This window comes from Kitasatospora sp. GAS1066B (assembly GCF_041262605.1).
GTDB lineage: Bacteria > Actinomycetota > Actinomycetes > Streptomycetales > Streptomycetaceae > Kitasatospora.
Genome location: NZ_JBGCCO010000025.1, coordinates 107184 through 127123 on the forward strand (window position 1 = coordinate 107184; position 19940 = coordinate 127123).

Here is a 19940-nt window from a genome sequence, read left to right on the forward strand (position 1 = left end):
CGGGCGTCAGCCTCCCTGCGCCACGTCCCGCCGGTCGAAGCCCCGGATCCCGACGGCGGCGCAGCAGAGGCTCAACCCGGCGAGCAGCGCGCAGTGCGTCCACTGGATGCCGTTCCGCAACGGGTCGCCTCCCAGGTACCAGGAGAACGGTGAGATGGCCTGGACCCAGTGCAGGCCGTTGATCTGCGGCAGGAACGAGTCGCACAGGTAGGACGCGACCGTCGCGTAGGCGCCGCCGACGACGGCGTAGAGCCGGCGGCCGGTGTAGGCGCCGATGCCGAAGGCGATCGAGGCGAAGCAGCATCCGAACAGGACCAGTTGGAAGGTCATGGCGGCCAGGTTCGCCGTGCTGATCGTGGTGAACTCGGCCGGTACCCGGATGGCGAGCTCCACGAGCAGCAGCACCACTCCGACCAGGACGATCGCGGCCAGCACGGCGAGCCAGCGGGCGGCCGCCAGCCGCACCCGCCGGACGGGGTGGGCCAGCACCAGGTCGAGCGTCCCGGCCTCCTCGTCACCGGCGATCGACTTCGTCCCGGCGGCGACGGCGAACACGGCGAGCAGGATCGGGACGAGCAGGCCGAAGACCGTGGAGCCGAAGTAGCCTGCGGCGGTGCCGTAGTCCTGGAGGTGGAACGCGTCGCGCATCGCCGTCGGGAACGAGTTGATCGCGCTGGACAGGCTCGAGTTCCGCCCCAGGACCGGCCACATCGACGAGTACATCGCCGCCACCGCGGTGATCGCCAGCGCCCAGCCCAGGAAGCCGCGCCGGTTGTCCGTCAGGTGTTTGCGGAAGACGGTGCTGCTCATGCTGCGAACTCCTTCGATCCGTTCCCGGTGGAGCCGTGCTCGTAGAAGGTGAAGAAGATCTCCTCCAACTCCGGCTCCTCGGCCAGCAGACTGGTCACCTCGAACCGGGCGGCGGCCTTCAGCAGCGCGTCCGGGCTGCCGGTCAGGATCGCGCGCAGCACGCTCGCGCCGTCGGGGGTGTCGGTGACGACGGTGTTCTGCAGTCCGGGCAGTGCCTCGAAGACCTCGGCGCCGACCCGCTCGGCGAAGGCGATCTCGACCTTGCGGTGCGCCGACTGGCGCAGCTGCTCGACATCCGCGACGGTGACCAGTTCACCGTCGCGGATGACGCCGACTCGTCGGCACGTCTGCTGCACTTCGCTCATCACGTGGGAGGAGAGGAAGACGGTCTGGCCGTTGGCGCTGGCCTCCTGGACCAGCTCGACGAACCGCTGCTGAAGGAACGGGTCCAGGCCGCTGGTCGGCTCGTCCAGGATGAGCAGTTCCGGGGCGTGCATGAACGCCTGGACGACGCCGACCTTCTGCCGGTTGCCCTTCGACAGGGTGCTGATCCGGCGGGTCAGGTCGAGGTCGAGGCGCTCGGCGAGCTCGGCTGTGCGGGCGGCGGGGACGCCGCCGCGCAGGTCGCCGAGGTACGTCAGCGCCTCGCGTCCGGTCTGGCGGCCGTCGATCCGGAAGTCCCCGGCGAGGTAGCCGATCCGGCCCCGCAGCCGCGCGTTGTCGCGCGGATCGGCGCCCAGCACGCGGACCGTTCCGGACGTGGGCCGGATGAGGTCGAGCAGGAGGCGGATCGTCGTGGTCTTCCCGGCGCCGTTGGGCCCGAGGAACCCGAACACCTCGCCGCGCTCCACGGTCAGGTCGAGGCCGACCAGGGCGGTCCTGCCGGTGCGGGCGTTCCCGTACCGCTTGGCCAGCCCGGCCGTTTCGACGGCGATGTCGGTCATCGCCACCCCCTTCTTCCTGCTTCTGGCTTCCGGCTCCGGTTCTGCCCGGTGCCGCTACAGCCCGTTGTCCCGCTTGAATTCCTCGATGAGGTCCGGCACCCGCTCGGCGATGAAGGCGAAGAAGTCCCTCGCGATGCGCACCCGCCGGGCCTCCGGCGCGTCCTCGTCCCCGATCAGCTCAACGCCCTTGGCCATCAGGACACTCAGGGCGCCCCAGATGGCCTTGCCGTTCATGGTCCCGGTGATCAGGGCGTCGGGGAGCACCTCGTAGGCATGCCCCCGCTGCCCCGGCCGGGTCACCCGCCGGGCGAGTTTGGCGCCCTCCAGCATGCGCATGCCGGTGGACACCGAGCCCTTGGAGAGCTGGAGCGCCCGGGCCAGTTCGGTGCTGGTCTGGTCCGGCGGGTCGCAGATCATCAGCCAGCCCAGGAGCTTGCCGTACGCGGGCGGCATGCCCAGCGTGGAGTAGAGCAGGCCGAACTCCTCGGCGTAGCGCTGTTTGGCTTCCCGATCCATTGCCATCGCATCCGGTTTCGAACGTTCAGAATCTACTGAACATTCAACGCCTCCGGCAAGCCCAGGGCAAGAGCTGGAGCGGCGGGGCGGATCCCGACGCCGCGTCAGCCGCCGTTCTCCTGGTGCACCAGGTGGTCGACGCAGACCGCCACCGCGAGCAGCAGAGCGGTGTCCGCCTCGTCGGCGATCCGGACTCCGTAGGTGTCGCGGAACCGGAACCACTTGCGGGAGATCTCGGCGACCTTCTCGCCGTGCCGCTCGATCCGGTAGTCCTTGTCGATCAGGTCGCCGTGGATCTCCAACTCCCCACCGTCACGCAGCTCGACGTGGTACTTGTCGCGGAACGGCGTGAAGAGCTTCTTGCGCACCGTGGCGACCACCTCCCCGTGCGCGTCCTCGATCTTCATGGCGTCCCGGATCGACAGCGCCTTCGCCTTGATCACCGCCGCCACCCGGCCGTTCGGGTCGCGCAGCTCGAAGGTGTCACGGATGCGCAGCACCTTGGCGTCCACCAGGAACGCCTTCTCGCCGTGCTCGTCCTCGATCCAGTAGTCGTCCCCGATCGCGAAGATCTTCTCCCTGACCTGGTACTTCCCCACCGGCCCGCTCCTCGTCTCGTCCTCGTCGCGCGGCACCACCGCGCCAGGGACATCCTGGCCCATCGCGCGCGGAACACCCGGCTACCACGGTGTGACCGCGATGCGCGGCGCCGCTCGGCGGTTCGCGGTCAGGGTGCGGGTGGCGGCGCAGCCGGCCGGGGGGAATCCCGGCCGGCTGCGAGCCGCTGTTCACGGTGGATCCGGTGCGCGGCTGACACCGGTGACCGCTGACGGTCACTCACCGGGACCCGTTCGGGTGCCGACGCCAGCTCGTGCGGGGTGCTGCTGAACGGTCTTCCGGCTAGGGCCTCTCGTACGGATCTTGCCGGGCGCGCGACGCCGGACATCCCGCCTGGACGCACCGGCGAATCATCCAAGTACGACCCAGTACGAGGACGATCCGCCGGCACGCCCAGCCGGGCGCCGTGGGGGCACCTCCCGGCCGAAGGCTGGGGGAGCCGCGCGCTGATCCGACAAGATCCGTAAGAGAGGCCCTAGGACGAATCCTGTTCCGCCGCCTCGGCGAGGCGCTTGATGGTTGCCAGTCGCCGATCCCAGTCGGCCGCGAGCGAGGCCACCCAACGCGCGGTCGCGTCCAGCGCTGCGGACCGCACCGCGTACCGCACCTCGCGGCCGACCCGGCTTCCGGAGACCAGCCCGGCGGTGTCCAGGACGGCGAGGTGCTTGACCACCGCCTGCCGCGAGACGGGAAGCCTTTCGGCGAGCGTGGTGGCAGTGGCCTCGCCCTGGGCGGCCAGCAGATCCAGCAGCTGACGCCGCGTCGGGTCGGCCAGTGCGGCCAGGACGCTGTCGACCGGCCCGGCGGCGCGGGGTTCCTCCGTCACGCGGACGACTCCTCCGCGCGCTTCTTGAGCGCGTCGAGCTCCAGGGGCCAGCCGCCGGTGTTGTCCGTGACCGCCTTGCCGCGCAGCTCCTCGGACCCGGCCAGCGCCGCGAACCCGCTCTCCACGACGCGCAGCCTCGTCCTGTCGCCTTCCGGGGTCAGCGTGAACTCCACGAGGGTGCTGTTGTCCTCGCGCAGCTCCGCCCCGGGGAACGCGCTGGCCCAGCGGTACGCCAGGTACGTCGGCGGTTCGACCTTCTCCACGCGCACCGGAAAATCGCCGTACTCGGAGTTCTTCGCCACCATCGACTCGCCCGCCCTGGCCACGGTGCCGGGCAGGCTGGCCTTGTCGGCCACCCAGAAACCGGGTTGGGCCACCAGCGACCAGACCCGCTCCAGGGGCGCCCCGATCAGGGTTTCGCGTTCGATCCGGTCCTCGCTCATGAGGGGATCTCCTTTCCGTCCACTACTTCCGCCATTGGATGCAACTTCAGAGTTGCACATCGTCTCTTCAGGTGCAACCTAGAGGTTGCACAGCGATCGAGAGCCGCTCTCCATCGGCCTCATCGGATGCGGCCGGCATCCGGCAGCGGGGGCCAGGGCTGCGCAGATCCGCACCAGCACTCTCGCGACCAGGGCCCGGGCTCCCGGGACCTCCTAAGCTGGGGAGACTGGTGGACGACCGTTGGAAGGTGGGTCCGAACCATGCGGCCGAGCGAGATTTCCGAGGTCCTGAACCGTCCGATCAGCCAGGAACTCCTGGCCCGCGACCTGACCCGCCTGGCCTACGTCGCCAAGGACGGCACACCCCGGGCCATTCCGATCGGCTTCGTCTGGAACGGCTCGGAATTCGTCATGTGCACAGCGAAGAACGCCGCGAAGCTACCGGCCCTGCGCCACAACCCGGCGGTTGCCCTGACGATCGACACCGAGGTGCACCCACCGAAGATCCTGCTCATCCGCGGCCGGGCCGAGCTGGACGCCGTCGAGGGCATCCCGGACGAGTTCCTCCAGATGAACGGCAGTTACACGATGACACCCGAGCAACGGGTCGAGTGGGAGGCCGGCGTCCGCTCGCTCTACGACGGCATGGTCCGGATCGTGGTGACCCCGACGTGGGCGAAACTGATCGACTTCGAGACGACCCTCCCGAGCGCGGTCGAGGAGCTGGCCCGGCAGCGGGACGAGCGCGAACGCGGCGCCTGAACACCCTCACTCACGAGTCGCGTTGACCTGTGTGGACCGGCGTCCCGTCGCAGCGGAGGTCGACCTGACCGCAGGTAGCCCCGCCGGGAGGAGACCGAGCCACCGACGACCTCACGCCCTGGTCGATCCCGGTGACAGTTTGCGCCGGCGCTGTGACACCGAGCGTGACCGCGCCCATCGAATTGGCGCACTAGTTCGATTCTGACTTGAATCTTTGCGAACGGATGTTCGATCCTGGACCCATGGCCACCCCCGTCCTCCTCCAGCCACAGGCAGCACCGGCGCCGGCGCCCGTGCCGGTGCCCGCCGCGCTGGCCGGGATGCTGCCTGCGGGCGGATTGCGGCGTGGGGTGGCGGTGTCGGTGCAGGACGACGCCGGGTTGCTGCTGGCGCTCGCCTCGGGGAACCGGGACGGGTGGTACGCGGCGGTGGGGCTGCCCGAGCTCGGGTTGCTGGCGGCCAGCGGGTACGGGATCGACCCCGGGCGGCTGCTCCTGGTGGACGCGCCCGGGCGGCAGTGGCCCGAGGTGGTGGCGGCGCTGGCGGGGGCGGTGGAGGTGATCCTGCTGCGCCCGTCCGGGGTGGTGGCGCCGCAGCTGGCGGCCCGGCTCGGGGCGGTGCTGCGGCGGAGCGGGTGCGTGCTGCTGGTGGCCGGCGAGTGGCCGGGGGCGGAGCTGCGGCTGAGCGTGCGGGAGAGCCGCTGGGTCGGGCTCGGGCCCGGGTACGGGCTGCTGGCCGGGCGGCAGGCGCTGGTTCAGGTCGAGGGCCGGGGCGCGGCCGCGCGTGGGCGGACGGCGCGGGTCTGGCTGCCGGACGAGCACGGGGTGGTCCGGGCGGCGGCGGAGGCCCCGGGGGCGGCATCTGGTGCGGCCCCGGGGATGACCTCCGGGGCGGCCTCCGGGATGACCTCCGGGATGGACGAGACGCGGGACGGTGCCCTCGGGCCCGCCGCCGTCGGGGTGGGGCTCGACGAGGAGTCGGGCGACGCGGTGGGACGGGGGCGGCTGACGGCGGTGTGAGATGACTGCTGTCGAGAAGAGTGACGCCGCCGGTACCGGTGAGGCCTTGGCCGATGACGTCCTGGTCGACCCGGTGCGCGTGCTGGTGATCTGGTACCCGGACTGGCCGATCGTCGCCACCGGCGGAGTGGCGGAGCCCGGCCAGGCGGTGGCCGTGGTGGAGGGCGGCCGAGTGCTGGCCTGTTCGAACGCGGCGCGGCTGGCCGGGGTACGACGCGGGCAGCGGCTCCGGCTGGCCCACCGGCTCTGCCCCGAGCTGCGGCTGCGGGAGCGGGACCCGGCGGGCGAGACCCGCTGCTTCGAGCCCGTGCTGGTCGCCGTCGAGTCGTTCACGCCTCGGGTGGAGGTGCTGCGGCCCGGGCTCTGCGCGATCCAGGTGAAGGGACCGGCCCGCTACTTCGGCGGGGAGCGGGCACTGGTCGCGGCGGTGCTGGCGGCGCTGGCCGAGCTGCGGGTGGGCGAGGGGGCGGAGGCGGACCGCGACACGGACTGGGGCGGGCCGGTGACGCCGGTGACGGCGCCGGCTGCCGCCCCTGAGCCCACCGCTGCCCCAGCCCCGCAGGCCGGGGTGGCGGACGGCGTCTTCGCCGCCGCGCTCGCCGCCCGCGCCGGGGTGCTGGTGCCCGCCGGCCGGACGGCCGAGTTCCTGGCCCCCTACCCGGTCGCCGCGCTGGAGGACGAACCGCTGGCCGAGCTGCTGGTGCGGCTCGGCGTGCCCACGCTGGGCGACTTCGCCCGGCTGCCGGCGGCCACCGTGGCCGACCGGTTCGGGCCCGCCGGGCGAGCCGCGCACCGGCTGGCCCGAGGCCGGACCGCCCGCCCGCCGGCCGGTCGAACGGCTGGGCCCGACCTGGCGGTCGAGCAGCGCTTCGACCCGCCCGAGTTGCTGGTCGAACCGCTGGTCTTCGTCGGCCGCGCACTCGCCGAGCGCCTGCACGAGGCGCTGGCCGGGGCCGGGCTGGCCTGCCGCCGGGTGGCCGTGGAGGTGACCTGCGCGGACGGCAGCAGCGCCGCCCGGCTCTGGCAGCACGAGGGGAGGCTGTCCGCGCCCGCGCTGGCCGAACGGGTGCGCTGGCAGCTGCAGGCCTGGCAGGGCTCGGGGTTCTTCGCGCCCACCGCCGGCGGGTTCACCGCGCTGCGGCTGGCGCCGGACGAGCTGGTGGCCGACCACGGGCGGCAGTTGGCGCTCTGGGGCCAGGCGGTGGTCGAGGACCGGGTGGAGCGGGCGGCGGCCCGGGTGCAGGCGCTGCTGGGGTACGGCGGGCTGAGCCGGGTGGAACGGATCGGCGGGCGCGGTCCGGACGAGGTGCTGGTCAGGGTGCCCTGGGGCGAGCGCCCTGCGCCGGCCGCCGACCGGGACGCGCCCTGGCCGGGACGGCTCGGCCACCCGGCGCCCGGCGTGGTGCCGTCGGCGCCGGTGCCGGTGACCGTGCTGGACACGGCCGGGCTGCCGGTCACCGTGACCGGGCGGGCCGAGGTCTCCGCGCCGCCGGTCCAGTTGGTGCTGGACGGACGGGTGACGGTGATCACCGGCTGGGCCGGGCCGTGGCCCGCCGTCGAGCGGTGGTGGGACCCGGACCTGGCGCGGCGCCGGGCCCGGTTCCAGGTCACCCTCGCCGACGGGCGGGCGCTGCTGCTCGTCCTGGAGGGCGGGGGCTGGGCGGTGGAGGCGGCCTATACCTGACGATCCATCAGTCGACGGCGAGATTTCAAACGGAACTTCCGAGCAGCACGAAGAACGAACGGCCCGGCACCATGGGATTCGACAGTCAGTCCAAGCTCCCCTGGAGCGAACTCCGGGACCGGATGCACGGCCGCGACCGGACGCACGGCCGGGACGGCGGCCACCACCCGGACCCGGGTGCGGGCGCCGACGTGCTGCGCCTGCCCGGGCCACCCCGGCCGTCCGGGCCCCGTAAGGGCGTCCCCTGGGCCGAGTTGCACGTGCACTCCGCGTTCAGCTTCCTGGACGGCGCGAGCGAACCGGAGGACCTGGTCGCCGAGGCGCTGCGGCTGGGCGTGGAGACCCTGGCGATCACCGACCACGACGGGCTCTACGGTGCGGTCCGGCTCCATCTGGCCGCCAAGGACACCGGCCTGCGCACCGTCTTCGGCGCCGAGCTCAACCTGCGGGGCTCCCCCGACGCGGCCCATTCCCCCGGCGTACCCGGCATGCCCACCGCACCTGGTGCGCCAGGCCTGCGTGGCGAGCACCTACTGGTCCTGGCCCGCTCCGCCGAGGGCTACCAGCGCCTGTCCGCCGCGATCGCCACCGCCCAGCTGGCCGGCGAGGGCAAGGGCCGGCCCGCCTACACGTTCGAGGAACTCGCCCAGGCGCACGGCGGCGAGTGGGCGGTGCTCACCGGCTGCCGCAACGGCCGGGTGCGGCGGGCCCTGGAGGAGCGCGGACCGGACGCAGCGCTGCGCGAACTACTGCTGCTCACCGAGGCGTTCGGGACGGCGAACGTCTTCGTCGAACTGATCGACCACCGGCTGCCCGGGGACGACCCGCGCAACGACGCGCTGGCGGCACTGGCCGCCCGGGCCGGCCTCGCGGTGGTCGCCTCCAACAACGTGCACCACGCCTCCCCCGCCCAGGGGCGGCTGGCGCAGGGGCTGGCCGCACTGCAGGCCCGGAAGACGCTTTCCCAGGCCGCCGGGTGGACCAGGGCGGCGGGCACCGCGCACCTGCGCTCGGGGGCCGAGATGGCGGCCCGGCTGGCCCGGTTCCCCGGGGTGCGGGCGGCCACCGCCGAACTCGGCCGCGCCTGCTCCTTCGAATTCACCACCTTGAAGCCGGAGTTGCCGGTCTTCCCGGTACCGGACGGGCACACCGGGTTCAGCCGCCTGCGCGAACTGACGCTCCAGGGCGCGGAGCGCCGCTTCGGCCCGGGCCACCAGGCGGCTCAGGCTCAGCTGGCCAGGGAACTCGACGTGATCCGCCAGCGGGACCTGGCGGGCTACTTCCTGATCGTCCACGACCTGGTGGAGTTCTGCCACAAGCAGGACATCTGGTGCCAGGGGCGCGGTTCGGCCGCCAACTCGGCGGTCTGCTACGCGCTCGGCATCACCGCCGTCGACCCGATCCACTACGGGCTGCTCTTCGAACGCTTCCTCAGCATGGAGCGGGACGGCCCGCCCGACATCGACCTGGACATCGAGCACCGGCGCCGCGAGGAGGTGATCCAGTACGTCTACCAGCGCTACGGCCGCGCGCACGCCGCCCAGGTGGCCAACGTGATCACCTACCGCCCGCGGCTCGCGCTGCGCGACGCGGCGCGGGTGCTCGGCTACCCGATGGACCAGGTGAACGCTTTCTCCCGGCAGGTCGACTTCCACTCCGCCCCCGGCGCGGACGCCGTGATCCCGGCCGACGTGCTCGATCTGGGGAACCAACTCAGCGGACTCCCACGCCACTTGGGCATCCACTCGGGCGGCATGGTGCTGACCGGACAGCCGATCGGCCAGATCTGCCCGACCGAGTGGGCCCGGATGCCGGGCCGTTCGGTGCTGCAGTGGGACAAGGAGTCGACGGCCGGTGCGGGCCTGGTCAAGATCGACCTGCTGGGGCTCGGCATGCTCTCCGCCCTGCACGACGCCTGCACCCTGGTGGCCGAGCACCACGGTCGCCGACTCGACCTCGACAGCATCCCGAAGGAGGACGAGAAGGTCTACCGGATGCTCTGCCGGGCCGACACCGTCGGGGTGTTCCAGGTCGAGTCGCGGGCCCAGATGTCCACCCTGCCGAGGCTGAAGCCGACCGAGTTCTACGACCTGGTGGTGGAGGTCGCCCTGATCCGGCCCGGTCCGATCCAGGGCGGCTCGGTCCACCCCTACCTGCGCCGCCGGGCCGGGCAGGAGAAGGCCGACTGCCCGCACCCGCTGATGAAACGGGCCCTGGACAAGACCCTCGGAGTCCCGCTGTTCCAGGAGCAGATGATGCAACTGGCCATCGACTGCGCGGGGTTCACCGGCGCCGAGGCCGACCGGCTGCGCCAGGCGATGGGCGCCAAGCGCTCGCACCAGCGGGTGGCCGAGCTGCGCCAGCGGCTGCTGGACGGGATGGCGGAACGCGGCATCCCGTCACAGATCGCCGAGGACATCTTCACCAAGATCGAGGCCTTCTCCAACTACGGCTTCCCGGAGAGCCATTCGATCAGCTTCGCCTACCTGGTGTATGCCAGCGCCTGGTTGAAGTACCACTACCCGGCGGCCTTCACCTGCGCACTGCTGGCGAACCAGCCGATGGGCTTCTACTCGCCGCTCAGCCTGATCACGGACGCCCGTCGGCACGGCGTGACGGTGCACCCGGTGGACGTCAACCTCAGCGCGGCGGGCCCGACCCTGGAGGGATCTCGGGACGACCCGGCGATCCGGCTCGGGCTGGCCACCGTGCGCGGTCTCGGCGAGGAGCAGGCGCAGGCGGTGGCCGCCGGGCAACCGTACCGGGGGCTGGAGGACTTCGCGCACCGCACCGCCCTGTCGGCTCCGGTCCTGGAGGCGCTGGCCACCGCAGGGGCGTTCCGCTGCTTCGGGTTGACCAGGCGTCAGGCCCTGTGGTCGGCTGGCGCCCTGGCCCTCGGTGGCGACAAGGGCCTGCTGCCCGGCACCACTCCGGGGACGGTCGCGCCCGAACTCCCGGCGATGACACCCGTCGAGGAGACCATCGCCGACCTGTGGGCCACCGGATCCTCCGCCACCAGCCACCCGGTCGAGCACGTCCGCCCCGACCTGACCCATATCGGCGCCACCTGCGCGGTCGACCTGCCCGCGCTGGCCCACGGCAGCCCGGTCCTGGTCGGCGGACTGGTGACGCATCGTCAGCGACCGCCCACGGCGGGCGGGGTGCTCTTCCTCAGCCTGGAGGACGAGACCGGTCTGATCAACGTGGTCTGCAACCGCCCGGTCTGGGAGCCCCAGCGTCGCACCGCCCTCGACCGGGCCGGGCTGCTCATCCACGGCCATGTCGAACGCAACCAGGGCGCCACCAACGTGGTCGCCACCAGGATCCGGCCGCTGCGGGTGGCGATCTGATCCGGCACCGACGAGACGAAGGAGCATCGTGCGGCGCCACGTCCTCACCGGCACCGCCTTCCCGGGAGTCCGCGATGATGACGCCGGCGTGCGACAGGGCCGTGGCGCCGCTCCCGGTACCTGGCACGGCCTGGCAGGATGCCGCTATGAGCTACCTCGCGGTCGACTCCCGCTACACCTCGATGACCTACCGCCGCGCCGGGCGCAGCGGCGTGCAGCTGCCCGCCGTCTCGCTCGGGCTGTGGCACAACTTCGGCGACACCCAGCCGCTGGAGGTGCAGCGCGCCGTGCTGCGCCGTGCCTTCGACCGGGGCGTCAACCACTTCGACCTGGCCAACAACTACGGCCCGCCGTACGGCTCGGCGGAGCGGAACTTCGGCACCCTGTTCGCCCAGGACTTCCGCCCGTACCGCGACGAGCTGTTCATCGCCTCCAAGGCCGGGTTCGACATGTGGCCGGGCCCCTACGGGGACGGCGGCAGCCGCAAGTACCTGCTGGCCAGCCTGGACCAGTCGCTGGCCCGGATGGGCCTGGACTACGTGGACGTCTTCTACTCGCACCGCTACGACCCCGACACGCCCCTGGAGGAGACCATGGGCGCCCTCGCCTCGGCCGTCCAGCAGGGCAAGGCGCTCTACGCGGCGATCTCCAACTACCCGGCCGAGCAGCACCGGGAGGCGGTGGCGATCCTGCGCGAGCTGGGCGCTCCGGCGCTGCTCAACCAGTCCCGCTACTCGATCCTGGACCGCTGGGTCGAGGACGGCGTGCTGGACGCGGTGGGCGACACCCAGACCAGCCTGATCGCCTACTCCCCGCTCGCTCAGGGTCTGCTGACGGACCGCTATCTCAGCGGCGAGGTGCCGGCCGGCTCCCGGATGTCGGTCGGGCACTTCCTCAAGGAGGAGGCGCTGACCCCGGCCAAGCTGGAGCAGCTGCGGGCCCTGGACAAGCTCGCCCAGCAGCGCGGGCAGAGCCTGGCCCAGCTCGCGCTGAGCTGGGTGCTGCGTGACCCCCGGGTGGTCTCGGTGATCATCGGCGCCAGCAGCGTGGCCCAGCTCGACCAGAACCTCGACGCGTTGGCGGCCGGACCGCTGAGCGCCGAGGAACTGGCCGAGATCGACCGGCTGAGTAACTGAACCACTGAACCGCTGAACCACTGAGTCGCAGTGCTGCCGAGTTCGGCTCCGCAAGGCCGGCAGCACTGCGGCACTGCGGCACGACTGAACGTCAGAACTGGTTGATCGGCGTGTACTTGTAGCCGACCCGCCGCACGGTGACGATGCTGTCCCGGTGCCCGACCCCCAACTTGCGGCGCAGGCGGGCGACATGAACGTCCACCGTCCGGCCGTCGCCGACGTGGCCGTAGCCCCAGACGGCGGAGACCAGGTGGTCGCGGGTGTGCACGCGCTGCGGGTACTGGGTCAGGTGGGCGAGCAACTCGAACTCCAGGTAGGTGAGATCGAGCAGCTTGCCGTCGACGTGGGCGCTGCGCCGGTCCAGGTCGACGCTGAGCCCACGCGGGGCCGGACGGCCTCCGCGCTCCGGGGCGGCGAGCGCGATCGGAGCGGTGGGCGTCGCGTCGGCCATGGCAGGCGCCAGTTCAGCCGGTACCAGCACCAGGTAGCCCACCATCGCTGGGGCCGCCCCGCCCGGTGTGCCCAGCTGAGCCCCGTACTGCGCGAGCAGGGCCTGCGGCAGGGCGGAGTGCGGAAGCGAGGCGACCACGGTGGCACCCTGCGGCAGGACGCCGAGCAGTTCGGGAGTCACGCCCGGCTGCCCGGTCAGCTGGGCATGACCGATCGGCAGCAAGGTCGGCAGGATCGGTGCGGCTGGTGCAGCCGGCCCGGCCGCCGCCGGGTGCCGACGTTCGGCGGTGGTCGGCGCGGCAGTGACCGAGCGGACGGCGCGCAGGTGCGGGGTGGCGGCGGGAGCGGTCAGGGTGGCCGAGGAGGAGGAAGGCATGAGGCAGCTCTTTCGCACAGAACGATGGGTGGACGTCGTCTGCGCGTCGGACCGGACTCCGCAGCCCGTAGCTGACCGGAGGTCGTAGGACCTGGGGTCAGCGGTGGGCGAGCCGGGACGCGCGAGGCCAACCCGGACAGGTCTGGTCGAAGAGGTGCGGCTGCCGGGACGGCCAGAACGGCTCGAGGTCCTGACGGCCTCGGCTGCTGTCCACGGTGGCGTGCATGCCGCCAGTGAAGCAGATCCCCTGGGCACGGCGGTGCACCGGCTGTCGTGCGACAGATGAACGCTCCGCCGTCATGGTGCTGCCCTCCCCCGGGTGATCCCGCCGGACGCGTTGGATGCGGCGCGGCGTGCTGACCCAGAGGCTTCCATGCCGACCGGCTCCAGGGCAAGCACCGTTCCGATATTCGGACGCGATGCTGAGACGACGGCGCGGGCGACGGTGCGCGCGGCGGCCCGGGCGGCGGGCGTCCAGCAGCGCGCCCTCGAACGCACCGTCAACGGCGGTCGGCCGCATGGCGCACCAGCTGGATCAGCACCTCCTTGCCGTCCTCGCGCTGCCTGGCATCGCAGAGCACCACCGGCACACCGGAGTCGAGGTCGAGCGCGGCCCGGACGTCGTCCACCGCGAAGACCTGGGTGCCCTCGAAGCAGTTCACCGCGATCACGAACGGGATGCCGCGCTGCTCGAAGAAGTCCACCGACGGGAAGCAGTCGGCCAGTCGGCGGGTGTCGGCCAGCACCACCGCGCCGAGAGCGCCACGGGCCAGCTCGTCCCAGACGAACCAGAACCGGTCCTGGCCCGGGGTGCCGAAGAGGTAGAGGGCGAGGCCCGGGCGCAGGTCGAGCCGCCCGAAGTCCATCGCCACCGTGGTGGTGCGCTTGGCGACCACGGCGCTGGTGTCGTCCACCGGGCGGCCCAGTTCGCTCAGCCGCTCCTCGGTGCGCAGCGGGCGGATCTCGCTGACCGCGCCGACCAGGGTGGTCTTGCCGACCCCGAAGCCGCCGGCCACCAGGATCTTCAGTGCGACGGTCGGCGCACCGTCAGCAGTGCGCCAGGGAACCGAGCCTGATGATCCATCAGAGGCTCTAGAGTGCTCGGAGGCCATTGATCACTTCGAGAAGCAGGCGCTCGTCCGGCAGTTCGGCGAGCGGAACGGGGCGGGTGACGCCGATCAGCCCGGCATCGTGCAGGTCCCCGAGCAGCACCCGGACGATGCTGACCGGCAGGTCGGTGTACGAGCCGAGCTCGGCCACCGAGAGCGTTCCCTGGGCACAGAGGTCCAGGATCGCGTGGTGTTCCGGGTCCAGCACCGGCTCGGGCTGGAGGGGCTCGCGTTCCGCACGGTCGGCCGGGTCGGCGAGCGAGATCATCGAGATCAGGTCGAAGAACTCCTCGCCGGCCGGTCTGGTCCGACCCCTGGTCATCGAGAAGAGCCGCACCACCGGGCCCGCCTCGTCGTCGAACCACTGCTCCTGGTCGGAGAGTTCGGCGAGTTCGTCGAGGTCGGCGGCCTCGGCGGGCCCGGTCGGATCGCGATCCGGTGGCTGCCCGATCATCCGGCCGGATGCCGGGGCTCGGCGGCGAGGTGCTCCCCGACCCGCTTGACCAACAGGGCCATCTCGTAGGCGATCTGGCCGATGTCGGAGTCCGCGTCGCTCAGCACGGCCAGGCAACTGCCGTCACCGGCGGCGGTGATGAAGAGGAACGCCTCGTCCAGCTCGACCATGGTCTGCCGCACCCCGCCGACGTCGAAGTGCCGGCCGGCTCCCTTGGCCAGGCTGTGGAACCCGGCGGCGACGGCGGCCAGATGCTCGGCGTCCTCCCGGTCCAGTCCCTGCGACGCTCCGGTGGCCAAGCCGTCGCTGGAGAGGATGACGGCGTGCCGCAGCGACGCAACCCGCCCCACCAGGTCATCCAGAAGCCAGTTGAGGTCGCCGGACGGCTGGGTCATTGCGGTCATCGATCAGGTCCTTCCGCTGGTGCGGGTGGTGCTGGGCGTGGAGCAGCCGGCAGGGCCGGAGGTACGGGGGACGCCGCCAGCGCGCGGCGGGCGTCCGGGAGGGGTGGCCGCCGGTCGAACGGCGGCACTGCGACCGATCCGGGGGTGCCCGGCGACGGCACCGCGGGTGCGGCGGGCCGGGAGCCGGCGGGCGGGGGCGCTGCGGCCGAGGGCGTGGCCCGCCCCCGGCTGAAGCCGCGCTGGAAGGAGCTGAAGGTGGCCCGCGCCTCCTCGGGCGAACGCTCGCGCGCGGCCTGCGGGTCGCCCGCGCGGTCGGCCGACCGGTCCGCCTCGCGTGCGGCGGCCTCCTTCAACTGCGGTGCGAGATTGGCCTGCCGGACCCGGCGCGGCAGCAGTCCGCCGGCGGCCGGTTCGGACTGCTGTGGCAGCACGTCTGCTGACGCATCGTCAGCTCCGGGGAGGTCGGGCGCCGTGTCCTGGCGCCGGTGCCGCCCCGTGCCCCCGGACGCGGGCACCAGGACAGGCCCGCCGGACGCCCGGCGCCGCGGCAGTCCGCCAGGCGTCCGCGCGGGCTCGGCGCCGGCCGGCTGCGGCCCGGTGACCGCACGCTGCTGCACCCCGCGCTTGGGCTCGCCGGCACGCGACGTCACGCCGCCCGCCACGGCCACCAGATCGCGCTGCCTCGGCACGGCCGAGGCGCCCCCGGCACTACCGCCCGACAGGCCACCGGACCCGGCACCGGACCCGCCGCCCGCTGACACTCCATCGGAGGCGCCGCCCGCCGGAGCACCGCCGGACAGCAGCGCGCCGCCCGGCACCTCCGCCAGCAGCTCCCTGGGTATCAGCACCACGGCCGTGGTCCCACCGTAGGGCGAGGCCCGCAGGCTCACCCGGATCCCGTGCCGCCGGGCCAACCGGCTGACCACGAAGAGCCCGAGCCGGTCGGTGTCCGTCAGGTCGAAGGCCTGCTCGACCTCCAGGCGCTGGTTGATCTCCACCAGCGCGGGCTCGCTCAGCCCGAGTCCGCGGTCGTCTATCTCCAGCGCGAAGCCGTGCGCCACCACCTCGCCCTGCACCGTCACCTGGGTCTGCGGCGGCGAGAACACCGCGGCGTTCTCGACCAGTTCGGCGATCAGGTGGGTGACGTCGGCGACCGCGCTGCCGAGCAGCCCGGTGCTGGGGAACGGCCGCACGATGACCCGCGCGTAGTCCTCCACCTCGCCGACCGCCGCGCGCACCACGTCGACCATCCGCACCGGCTTGCGCCAGGCCCGCCCGGGCGAGCCGCCGGAGAGGATGATCAGGCCCTCGGCGTGCCGCCGCATGCGGGTGGTCAGGTGGTCGAGCTTGAACAGGTCCTCCAGCTCCGCCGGATCCTCGGTGCGCCGCTCCATGGTGTCGAGCAGGGTCAGCTGGCGGTGCAGCAGCACCTGGCTGCGCCGGGCCAGGTTGACGAAGACGGCCGAGACGCCGCGCCGCAGTTCGGCCTGTTCCACCGCGGCCCGCACCGCGGTGCGCTGCACCTGGTTGAAGGCCCGGCCGACCTGCCCGATCTCCGCGTCGCCGAACTGCAGGTCGGGTGCCTCGGCGGCGATGTCCACCGGTTGTCCGTCGCGCAGTCGCAGCATCACCGAAGGCAGCCGGACAGCGGCCAGTTCGTGTGCGGCGTTGCGCAGTCCGATCAGCTCCCGGGCCAGCCCGCGGCCGATCCGCAGCGAGACCACCACCGAGAGCGCGATCGCCAGCAGGCCGACCACACCGGCGATCGCACCGCGCCAGAGCAGGCCCATCGCATAGGCGGTGGCGCGGGTGCCGAGCGAGTCGGCCAGCTTGCTGTTCTCCTGGGCGAGGTCGTCGAGGATGTGGTCGGCGGTCGTCCGCCAGGCCGGCTCGCTGATGCTGGCCACCGCGTCGGCAGGTTCGCTGGCGCTCTGGAACTCGCGGTCGGCCAGGTCCAGCGCCCGCCAGTCGTCGCCGCCCTGCAGCGCCAGGTAGTCGCCCTGGTCGGGCTGGTCCAACTCGCCGATGTAGACCTGGAAGAGCGCCTGCTGGTCGTGCATCGGGTCGAGCACGGCCTGCTCCTGCAGCAGGATCGGGTTCTGGGTGCCGAGCAGGCCCTCCATCGCCGCGTCCTGCTGCGAGAGGTACTCCCTGGCCCGGGTCAGCTCGATCAGGATCGTTCCCTGGCGCGGCAGTTGGCCGCTCTGCTGGCTGACGAACGCGGCCCGGAAGTCGAACGCGGGCTGGATCAGTCCGCTGTACTGGGTGATCGCGAAGCCCCAACTGATCGACTGCTGCCCGACCTGGCCGCGCAACAGGGTCAGCTGGCTCGCAGCGTTCAGCAGGTCCTGCAGCCGGGCCCGTTCGCTGCCGTTCAGCCGGCCGGAGCCGGCGCCGGTCGCCTTCTGCCGCAGCGCCGCCAGGTCCTGGTCGGTGGCCTTCTGCGCGTTCAGGTAGTCGCTCTGCACGTCCGAGGCCTGCGGTCGGGCCAGCAGCACCACCGCGGTGCGACGCTCGCCCTGCAGATCGCGGACCACCTGGTCGACCGGGGCGCCGAAGGCCTTGTAGGTCGAGGCCACGTTCAGCTGGTTCCAGAAGTCGCTGGTGGTGACCAGGGTGGCATAGGCCCAGAGGCTCACAAGCGCCACGATGGGCACGAGGAGCAGCGCGATGATCTTCGCGCGGATCGAGCTGCTGCGCAGACGCATGGAGTCCTCGGTCGGGTGTGCCCGGGTGGGAGTCTGCGCGAGCTTACTACTCGATCCTGACTGGTTCGACGGGTCTTGGAGATCGATCCTGATCTGTTGTTCACGGGTTTCTGATCCGTTGTTGGCAGACGCATGATCCAGCATTGGCAGGCACATGTCGGCTGGCACGGGCGACCGCTGATGATGTCTCTCCCAGCGCGCTCCCATCGCGCTCCCACTCTGCTCCCGCCGCGCTCCCACGGTGCTCCCAGGCAGTTCTCTCCTGACTTTCAGACAGCCGGCAGCCCGACCAGCGGACGCGTGCGAACCCATCCGACCCGGCCCGGCTCTGGGCAGCGCCGCGACGATCCGCTACGGTCGCTACCGAGCCCCTGGAGATCACCGCCGGTCTCCGCACGGGCCACGGAGCGTGGTCGGCAGCGGGGCCGGAGAGGGCCGGTTGGATGCTGCGCGAGCTGAGCACCCCACCGCTGGCACAGCCCGCGGCCGGCGGGCTCGCCGACTCGGTTTACGAGACGGCCGAACTCACCCCCGCACTCGTGCAGTTGTCCCGCTGGGCGGGCGGCTCCGAGCGCTGGGTGCCGGTCACCGCGGCCGCCTTCCGGGACCAGGTGCTGGGCTTGGCCAAGGGTCTGCTGGCCCGCGGCGTGCGGTTCGGCGACCGGGTCGCGCTGATGTCCAGGACCCGCTACGAGTGGACGCTCTTCGACTACGCGCTCTGGTCGATCGGCGCGATCCCGGTGCCGGTCTACCCGACCGCCGCCCCCGAGCAGGTGCGCTGGATCCTGGCCGAGACGGACGCGGTGGCCTGCGTGGTGGAGAACGAGGACCACGCGATGACCGTCGGAGCGGTCTGCGACGCGCTGCCCCAACTGACCGGGATCTGGCAGCTCGACCAGGGCTGCGTGCGCACGCTGACCACCGAGGGCGCCGCGGTGCCGGAGAGCCTGGTGCACCGTCAGCGCGCCGCGGTCACCGCCGAGTCGATCGCCACCGTGATCTACACCTCCGGCACCACCGGACGCCCCAAGGGCTGCCTGATCAGCCACGCCAACTTCACCGCCGAGGCGGACAACCTGCTGGCGTGCTGGGGACCGGTCTTCAGCGACCGGGCCGATGAGCAGGCGGCCACCCTGCTCTTCCTGCCGCTGGCCCATGTCTACGCCCGGGTGGTGCAGGTGGCCGCGCTGCGCGGCGGGATCCGGCTCGGGCACCAGTCCGAACTCGGCGCCGAGGTGCTGCTGCCCGCGCTGGCCTCGTACCAGCCGACCTTCCTGCTCACCGTCCCCTATGTCTTCGAGAAGCTCTACGACTCCGCGCGGCGCAAGGCCGAGAGCGAAGGACGCGGCGAGCTGTTCGGCCAGGCGGAGGAGACCGCGCTGCGCTGGGCCCGGGCCGCCGAGCGGAAGGGCCTGGGCCACGGGGGCGGCCCGGGGCCCGCGTTGCGGATGCGCCACCTCGCCTTCGACCGGCTGGTCTACCAGAAGATCCGGGGCGCGCTGGGCGGGCGGGTGCGCAGCGTGATGTGCGGCGGCTCGACGCTCCGCCGCGAGCTGGGCCTCTTCTTCGCGGGCGCCGGGATGACCGTGTACGAGGGCTACGGGCTGACCGAGACCACCGCGGCGATCACCGCCAACCCGCCCGGCTGCCCCAAGTTCGGCACGGTCGGCAAGCCGATCCCGGGCGCGCAGGTGGCGATCGCGGACGACGGCGAGGTCTGGGTGCGCGGCGGCGGCGTCTTCGGCGGCTACCTCAACCATCCGCTCTGCACCGCCGATGCGCTGCGCGAGGGCTGGCTGGCCACCGGTGACCTGGGCTCGCTGGACGACGACGGCTATCTGACCATCACCGGGCGCAAGAAGGACGTGATCGTCACCAGCAGCGGCAAGAACCTGGCGCCGGCGGCGTTGGAGGACCGGGTCCAGGCGCATCCGCTGGTGGCGCACTGCGTGGTGGTGGGTGACAACCGCCCGTACGTGGCGGCGCTGATCACCCTGGACCCGCGGGCGCTGGAGCACTGGCACCTGTCGCACCGGCGGGCACCGGCCGACGAGTTGACGGCGCTGGCCGACCCGGAGCTGCACGCGGAGATCCAGCGCGCGGTGGCGGGCGCCAACACCGCCGTCTCGCGGGCCGAGTCGATCCGCGCGTTCCGGCTGCTGCCGGGCGGCTTCACCGTCGAGCAGGGGCTGCTGACGCCCTCGCTCAAGCTGCGCCGGCAGGTGATCGCCGAGTGGTACGCGGCCGACATCGAGGCGCTCTACACCCCCTGACGGGACGCCACCGGAGCTCGCGCGGCGCCGCCGCCCCAAGTCCGTCCTCGCCTCAAGT

Annotated in this window: 17 protein-coding genes; 6 read left to right on the forward strand and 11 right to left on the reverse strand. The window is 72.4% G+C overall.

The window, feature by feature from the left end; translation table 11 throughout:
* Positions 1-6 precede the first annotated feature (6 nt).
* From ABH937_RS26375 to ABH937_RS26400, 6 genes are all read right to left on the reverse strand, one after another.
* Positions 7-810 carry an ABC transporter permease subunit gene (locus tag ABH937_RS26375; protein WP_280691573.1) on the reverse strand — a complete coding sequence of 268 codons (804 nt, stop codon included), beginning with the start codon at positions 808-810 and terminating at the stop codon, positions 7-9.
* Complete coding sequence (locus ABH937_RS26380; RefSeq protein WP_370219689.1) at positions 807-1754, reverse strand: ABC transporter ATP-binding protein; 948 nt, start codon at positions 1752-1754, stop codon at positions 807-809. Before ABH937_RS26380 ends, ABH937_RS26375 begins: the two co-directional genes overlap by 4 nt.
* A 54-nt stretch (positions 1755-1808) precedes the next feature.
* Positions 1809-2276 carry a GbsR/MarR family transcriptional regulator gene (locus ABH937_RS26385; protein ID WP_280691575.1) on the reverse strand — a complete coding sequence of 156 codons (468 nt, stop codon included), beginning with the start codon at positions 2274-2276 and terminating at the stop codon, positions 1809-1811.
* A 98-nt stretch (positions 2277-2374) separates the two neighbouring features.
* On the reverse strand, positions 2375-2869 hold the full coding sequence (locus ABH937_RS26390; protein WP_370219690.1) for an LURP-one-related/scramblase family protein: 495 nt from the start codon (positions 2867-2869) through the stop codon (positions 2375-2377).
* Positions 2870-3363: 494 nt separating this feature from the next.
* Entirely contained in the window at positions 3364-3714 is a 351-nt protein-coding gene (locus ABH937_RS26395; RefSeq protein ID WP_370219691.1) for an ArsR/SmtB family transcription factor, read from the reverse strand.
* Positions 3711-4157 (reverse strand): SRPBCC domain-containing protein, encoded by a 447-nt coding sequence (locus tag ABH937_RS26400; protein ID WP_280691578.1) that lies wholly within the window; start codon positions 4155-4157, stop codon positions 3711-3713. The genes ABH937_RS26395 and ABH937_RS26400 overlap by 4 nt, the downstream gene beginning before the upstream one ends.
* Positions 4158-4418: 261 nt before the next feature.
* Between ABH937_RS26400 and ABH937_RS26405 the strand changes: the two genes are divergently transcribed.
* The 5 genes from ABH937_RS26405 (at position 4419) to ABH937_RS26425 (ending at position 12108) form a co-directional block, all read left to right on the forward strand.
* Entirely contained in the window at positions 4419-4919 is a 501-nt protein-coding gene (locus tag ABH937_RS26405; protein WP_280691579.1) for a pyridoxamine 5'-phosphate oxidase family protein, read from the forward strand.
* 242 nt (positions 4920-5161) lie between these two features.
* Positions 5162-5938 carry a hypothetical protein gene (locus tag ABH937_RS26410; protein WP_370219692.1) on the forward strand — a complete coding sequence of 259 codons (777 nt, stop codon included), beginning with the start codon at positions 5162-5164 and terminating at the stop codon, positions 5936-5938.
* Between the two features lies 1 nt (position 5939).
* Complete coding sequence (locus ABH937_RS26415) at positions 5940-7622, forward strand: DNA polymerase Y family protein (protein ID WP_370219693.1); 1683 nt, start codon at positions 5940-5942, stop codon at positions 7620-7622.
* Between the two features lie 71 nt (positions 7623-7693).
* On the forward strand, positions 7694-10972 hold the full coding sequence (locus tag ABH937_RS26420) for an error-prone DNA polymerase (RefSeq protein WP_370219694.1): 3279 nt from the start codon (positions 7694-7696) through the stop codon (positions 10970-10972).
* Positions 10973-11118: 146 nt separating this feature from the next.
* The gene (locus tag ABH937_RS26425; RefSeq protein WP_370219695.1) at positions 11119-12108 is read left to right on the forward strand and encodes an aldo/keto reductase; all 990 of its coding nucleotides are present in this window, start codon (positions 11119-11121) and stop codon (positions 12106-12108) included.
* 91 nt (positions 12109-12199) lie between these two features.
* Here the strand turns inward: ABH937_RS26425 and ABH937_RS26430 are convergent, their stop codons facing one another.
* The 5 genes from ABH937_RS26430 to ABH937_RS26450 form a co-directional block, all read right to left on the reverse strand.
* Positions 12200-12934, reverse strand: coding sequence for a winged helix-turn-helix domain-containing protein (locus tag ABH937_RS26430; RefSeq protein ID WP_370219696.1), 735 nt, complete (start codon positions 12932-12934; stop codon positions 12200-12202).
* 500 nt (positions 12935-13434) lie between these two features.
* Positions 13435-14046 (reverse strand): ATP/GTP-binding protein, encoded by a 612-nt coding sequence (locus tag ABH937_RS26435; protein ID WP_280691585.1) that lies wholly within the window; start codon positions 14044-14046, stop codon positions 13435-13437.
* Entirely contained in the window at positions 14027-14497 is a 471-nt protein-coding gene (locus ABH937_RS26440; RefSeq protein WP_370219697.1) for a DUF742 domain-containing protein, read from the reverse strand. Before ABH937_RS26440 ends, ABH937_RS26435 begins: the two co-directional genes overlap by 20 nt.
* The gene (locus tag ABH937_RS26445) at positions 14494-14901 is read right to left on the reverse strand and encodes a roadblock/LC7 domain-containing protein (protein WP_280691587.1); all 408 of its coding nucleotides are present in this window, start codon (positions 14899-14901) and stop codon (positions 14494-14496) included. The genes ABH937_RS26440 and ABH937_RS26445 overlap by 4 nt, the downstream gene beginning before the upstream one ends.
* Positions 14898-17609 (reverse strand): nitrate- and nitrite sensing domain-containing protein, encoded by a 2712-nt coding sequence (locus ABH937_RS26450; RefSeq protein ID WP_370219698.1) that lies wholly within the window; start codon positions 17607-17609, stop codon positions 14898-14900. Before ABH937_RS26450 ends, ABH937_RS26445 begins: the two co-directional genes overlap by 4 nt.
* 446 nt (positions 17610-18055) lie before the next feature.
* Between ABH937_RS26450 and ABH937_RS26455 the strand changes: the two genes are divergently transcribed.
* A complete protein-coding gene (locus ABH937_RS26455; protein ID WP_370219714.1) occupies positions 18056-19882 on the forward strand; it encodes a long-chain fatty acid--CoA ligase in 1827 nt (608 codons plus the stop codon).
* Positions 19883-19940: the final 58 nt, after the last annotated feature.

Coding starts and splice junctions, on each gene's coding strand:
- ABH937_RS26380 (WP_370219689.1), bottom strand. CDS start 1,754: ATGACCGACATCGCCGTCGAAACGGCCGGGCTGGCCAAGCGGTACGGG.
- ABH937_RS26430 (WP_370219696.1), bottom strand. CDS start 12,934: ATGCCTTCCTCCTCCTCGGCCACCCTGACCGCTCCCGCCGCCACCCCG.
- ABH937_RS26400 (WP_280691578.1), bottom strand. CDS start 4,157: ATGAGCGAGGACCGGATCGAACGCGAAACCCTGATCGGGGCGCCCCTG.
- ABH937_RS26385 (WP_280691575.1), bottom strand. CDS start 2,276: ATGGCAATGGATCGGGAAGCCAAACAGCGCTACGCCGAGGAGTTCGGC.
- ABH937_RS26375 (WP_280691573.1), bottom strand. CDS start 810: ATGAGCAGCACCGTCTTCCGCAAACACCTGACGGACAACCGGCGCGGC.
- ABH937_RS26440 (WP_370219697.1), bottom strand. CDS start 14,497: ATGATCGGGCAGCCACCGGATCGCGATCCGACCGGGCCCGCCGAGGCC.
- ABH937_RS26420 (WP_370219694.1), top strand. CDS start 7,694: ATGGGATTCGACAGTCAGTCCAAGCTCCCCTGGAGCGAACTCCGGGAC.
- ABH937_RS26405 (WP_280691579.1), top strand. CDS start 4,419: ATGCGGCCGAGCGAGATTTCCGAGGTCCTGAACCGTCCGATCAGCCAG.
- ABH937_RS26450 (WP_370219698.1), bottom strand. CDS start 17,609: ATGCGTCTGCGCAGCAGCTCGATCCGCGCGAAGATCATCGCGCTGCTC.
- ABH937_RS26425 (WP_370219695.1), top strand. CDS start 11,119: ATGAGCTACCTCGCGGTCGACTCCCGCTACACCTCGATGACCTACCGC.
- ABH937_RS26410 (WP_370219692.1), top strand. CDS start 5,162: ATGGCCACCCCCGTCCTCCTCCAGCCACAGGCAGCACCGGCGCCGGCG.
- ABH937_RS26445 (WP_280691587.1), bottom strand. CDS start 14,901: ATGACCGCAATGACCCAGCCGTCCGGCGACCTCAACTGGCTTCTGGAT.
- ABH937_RS26435 (WP_280691585.1), bottom strand. CDS start 14,046: ATGGCCTCCGAGCACTCTAGAGCCTCTGATGGATCATCAGGCTCGGTT.
- ABH937_RS26415 (WP_370219693.1), top strand. CDS start 5,940: ATGACTGCTGTCGAGAAGAGTGACGCCGCCGGTACCGGTGAGGCCTTG.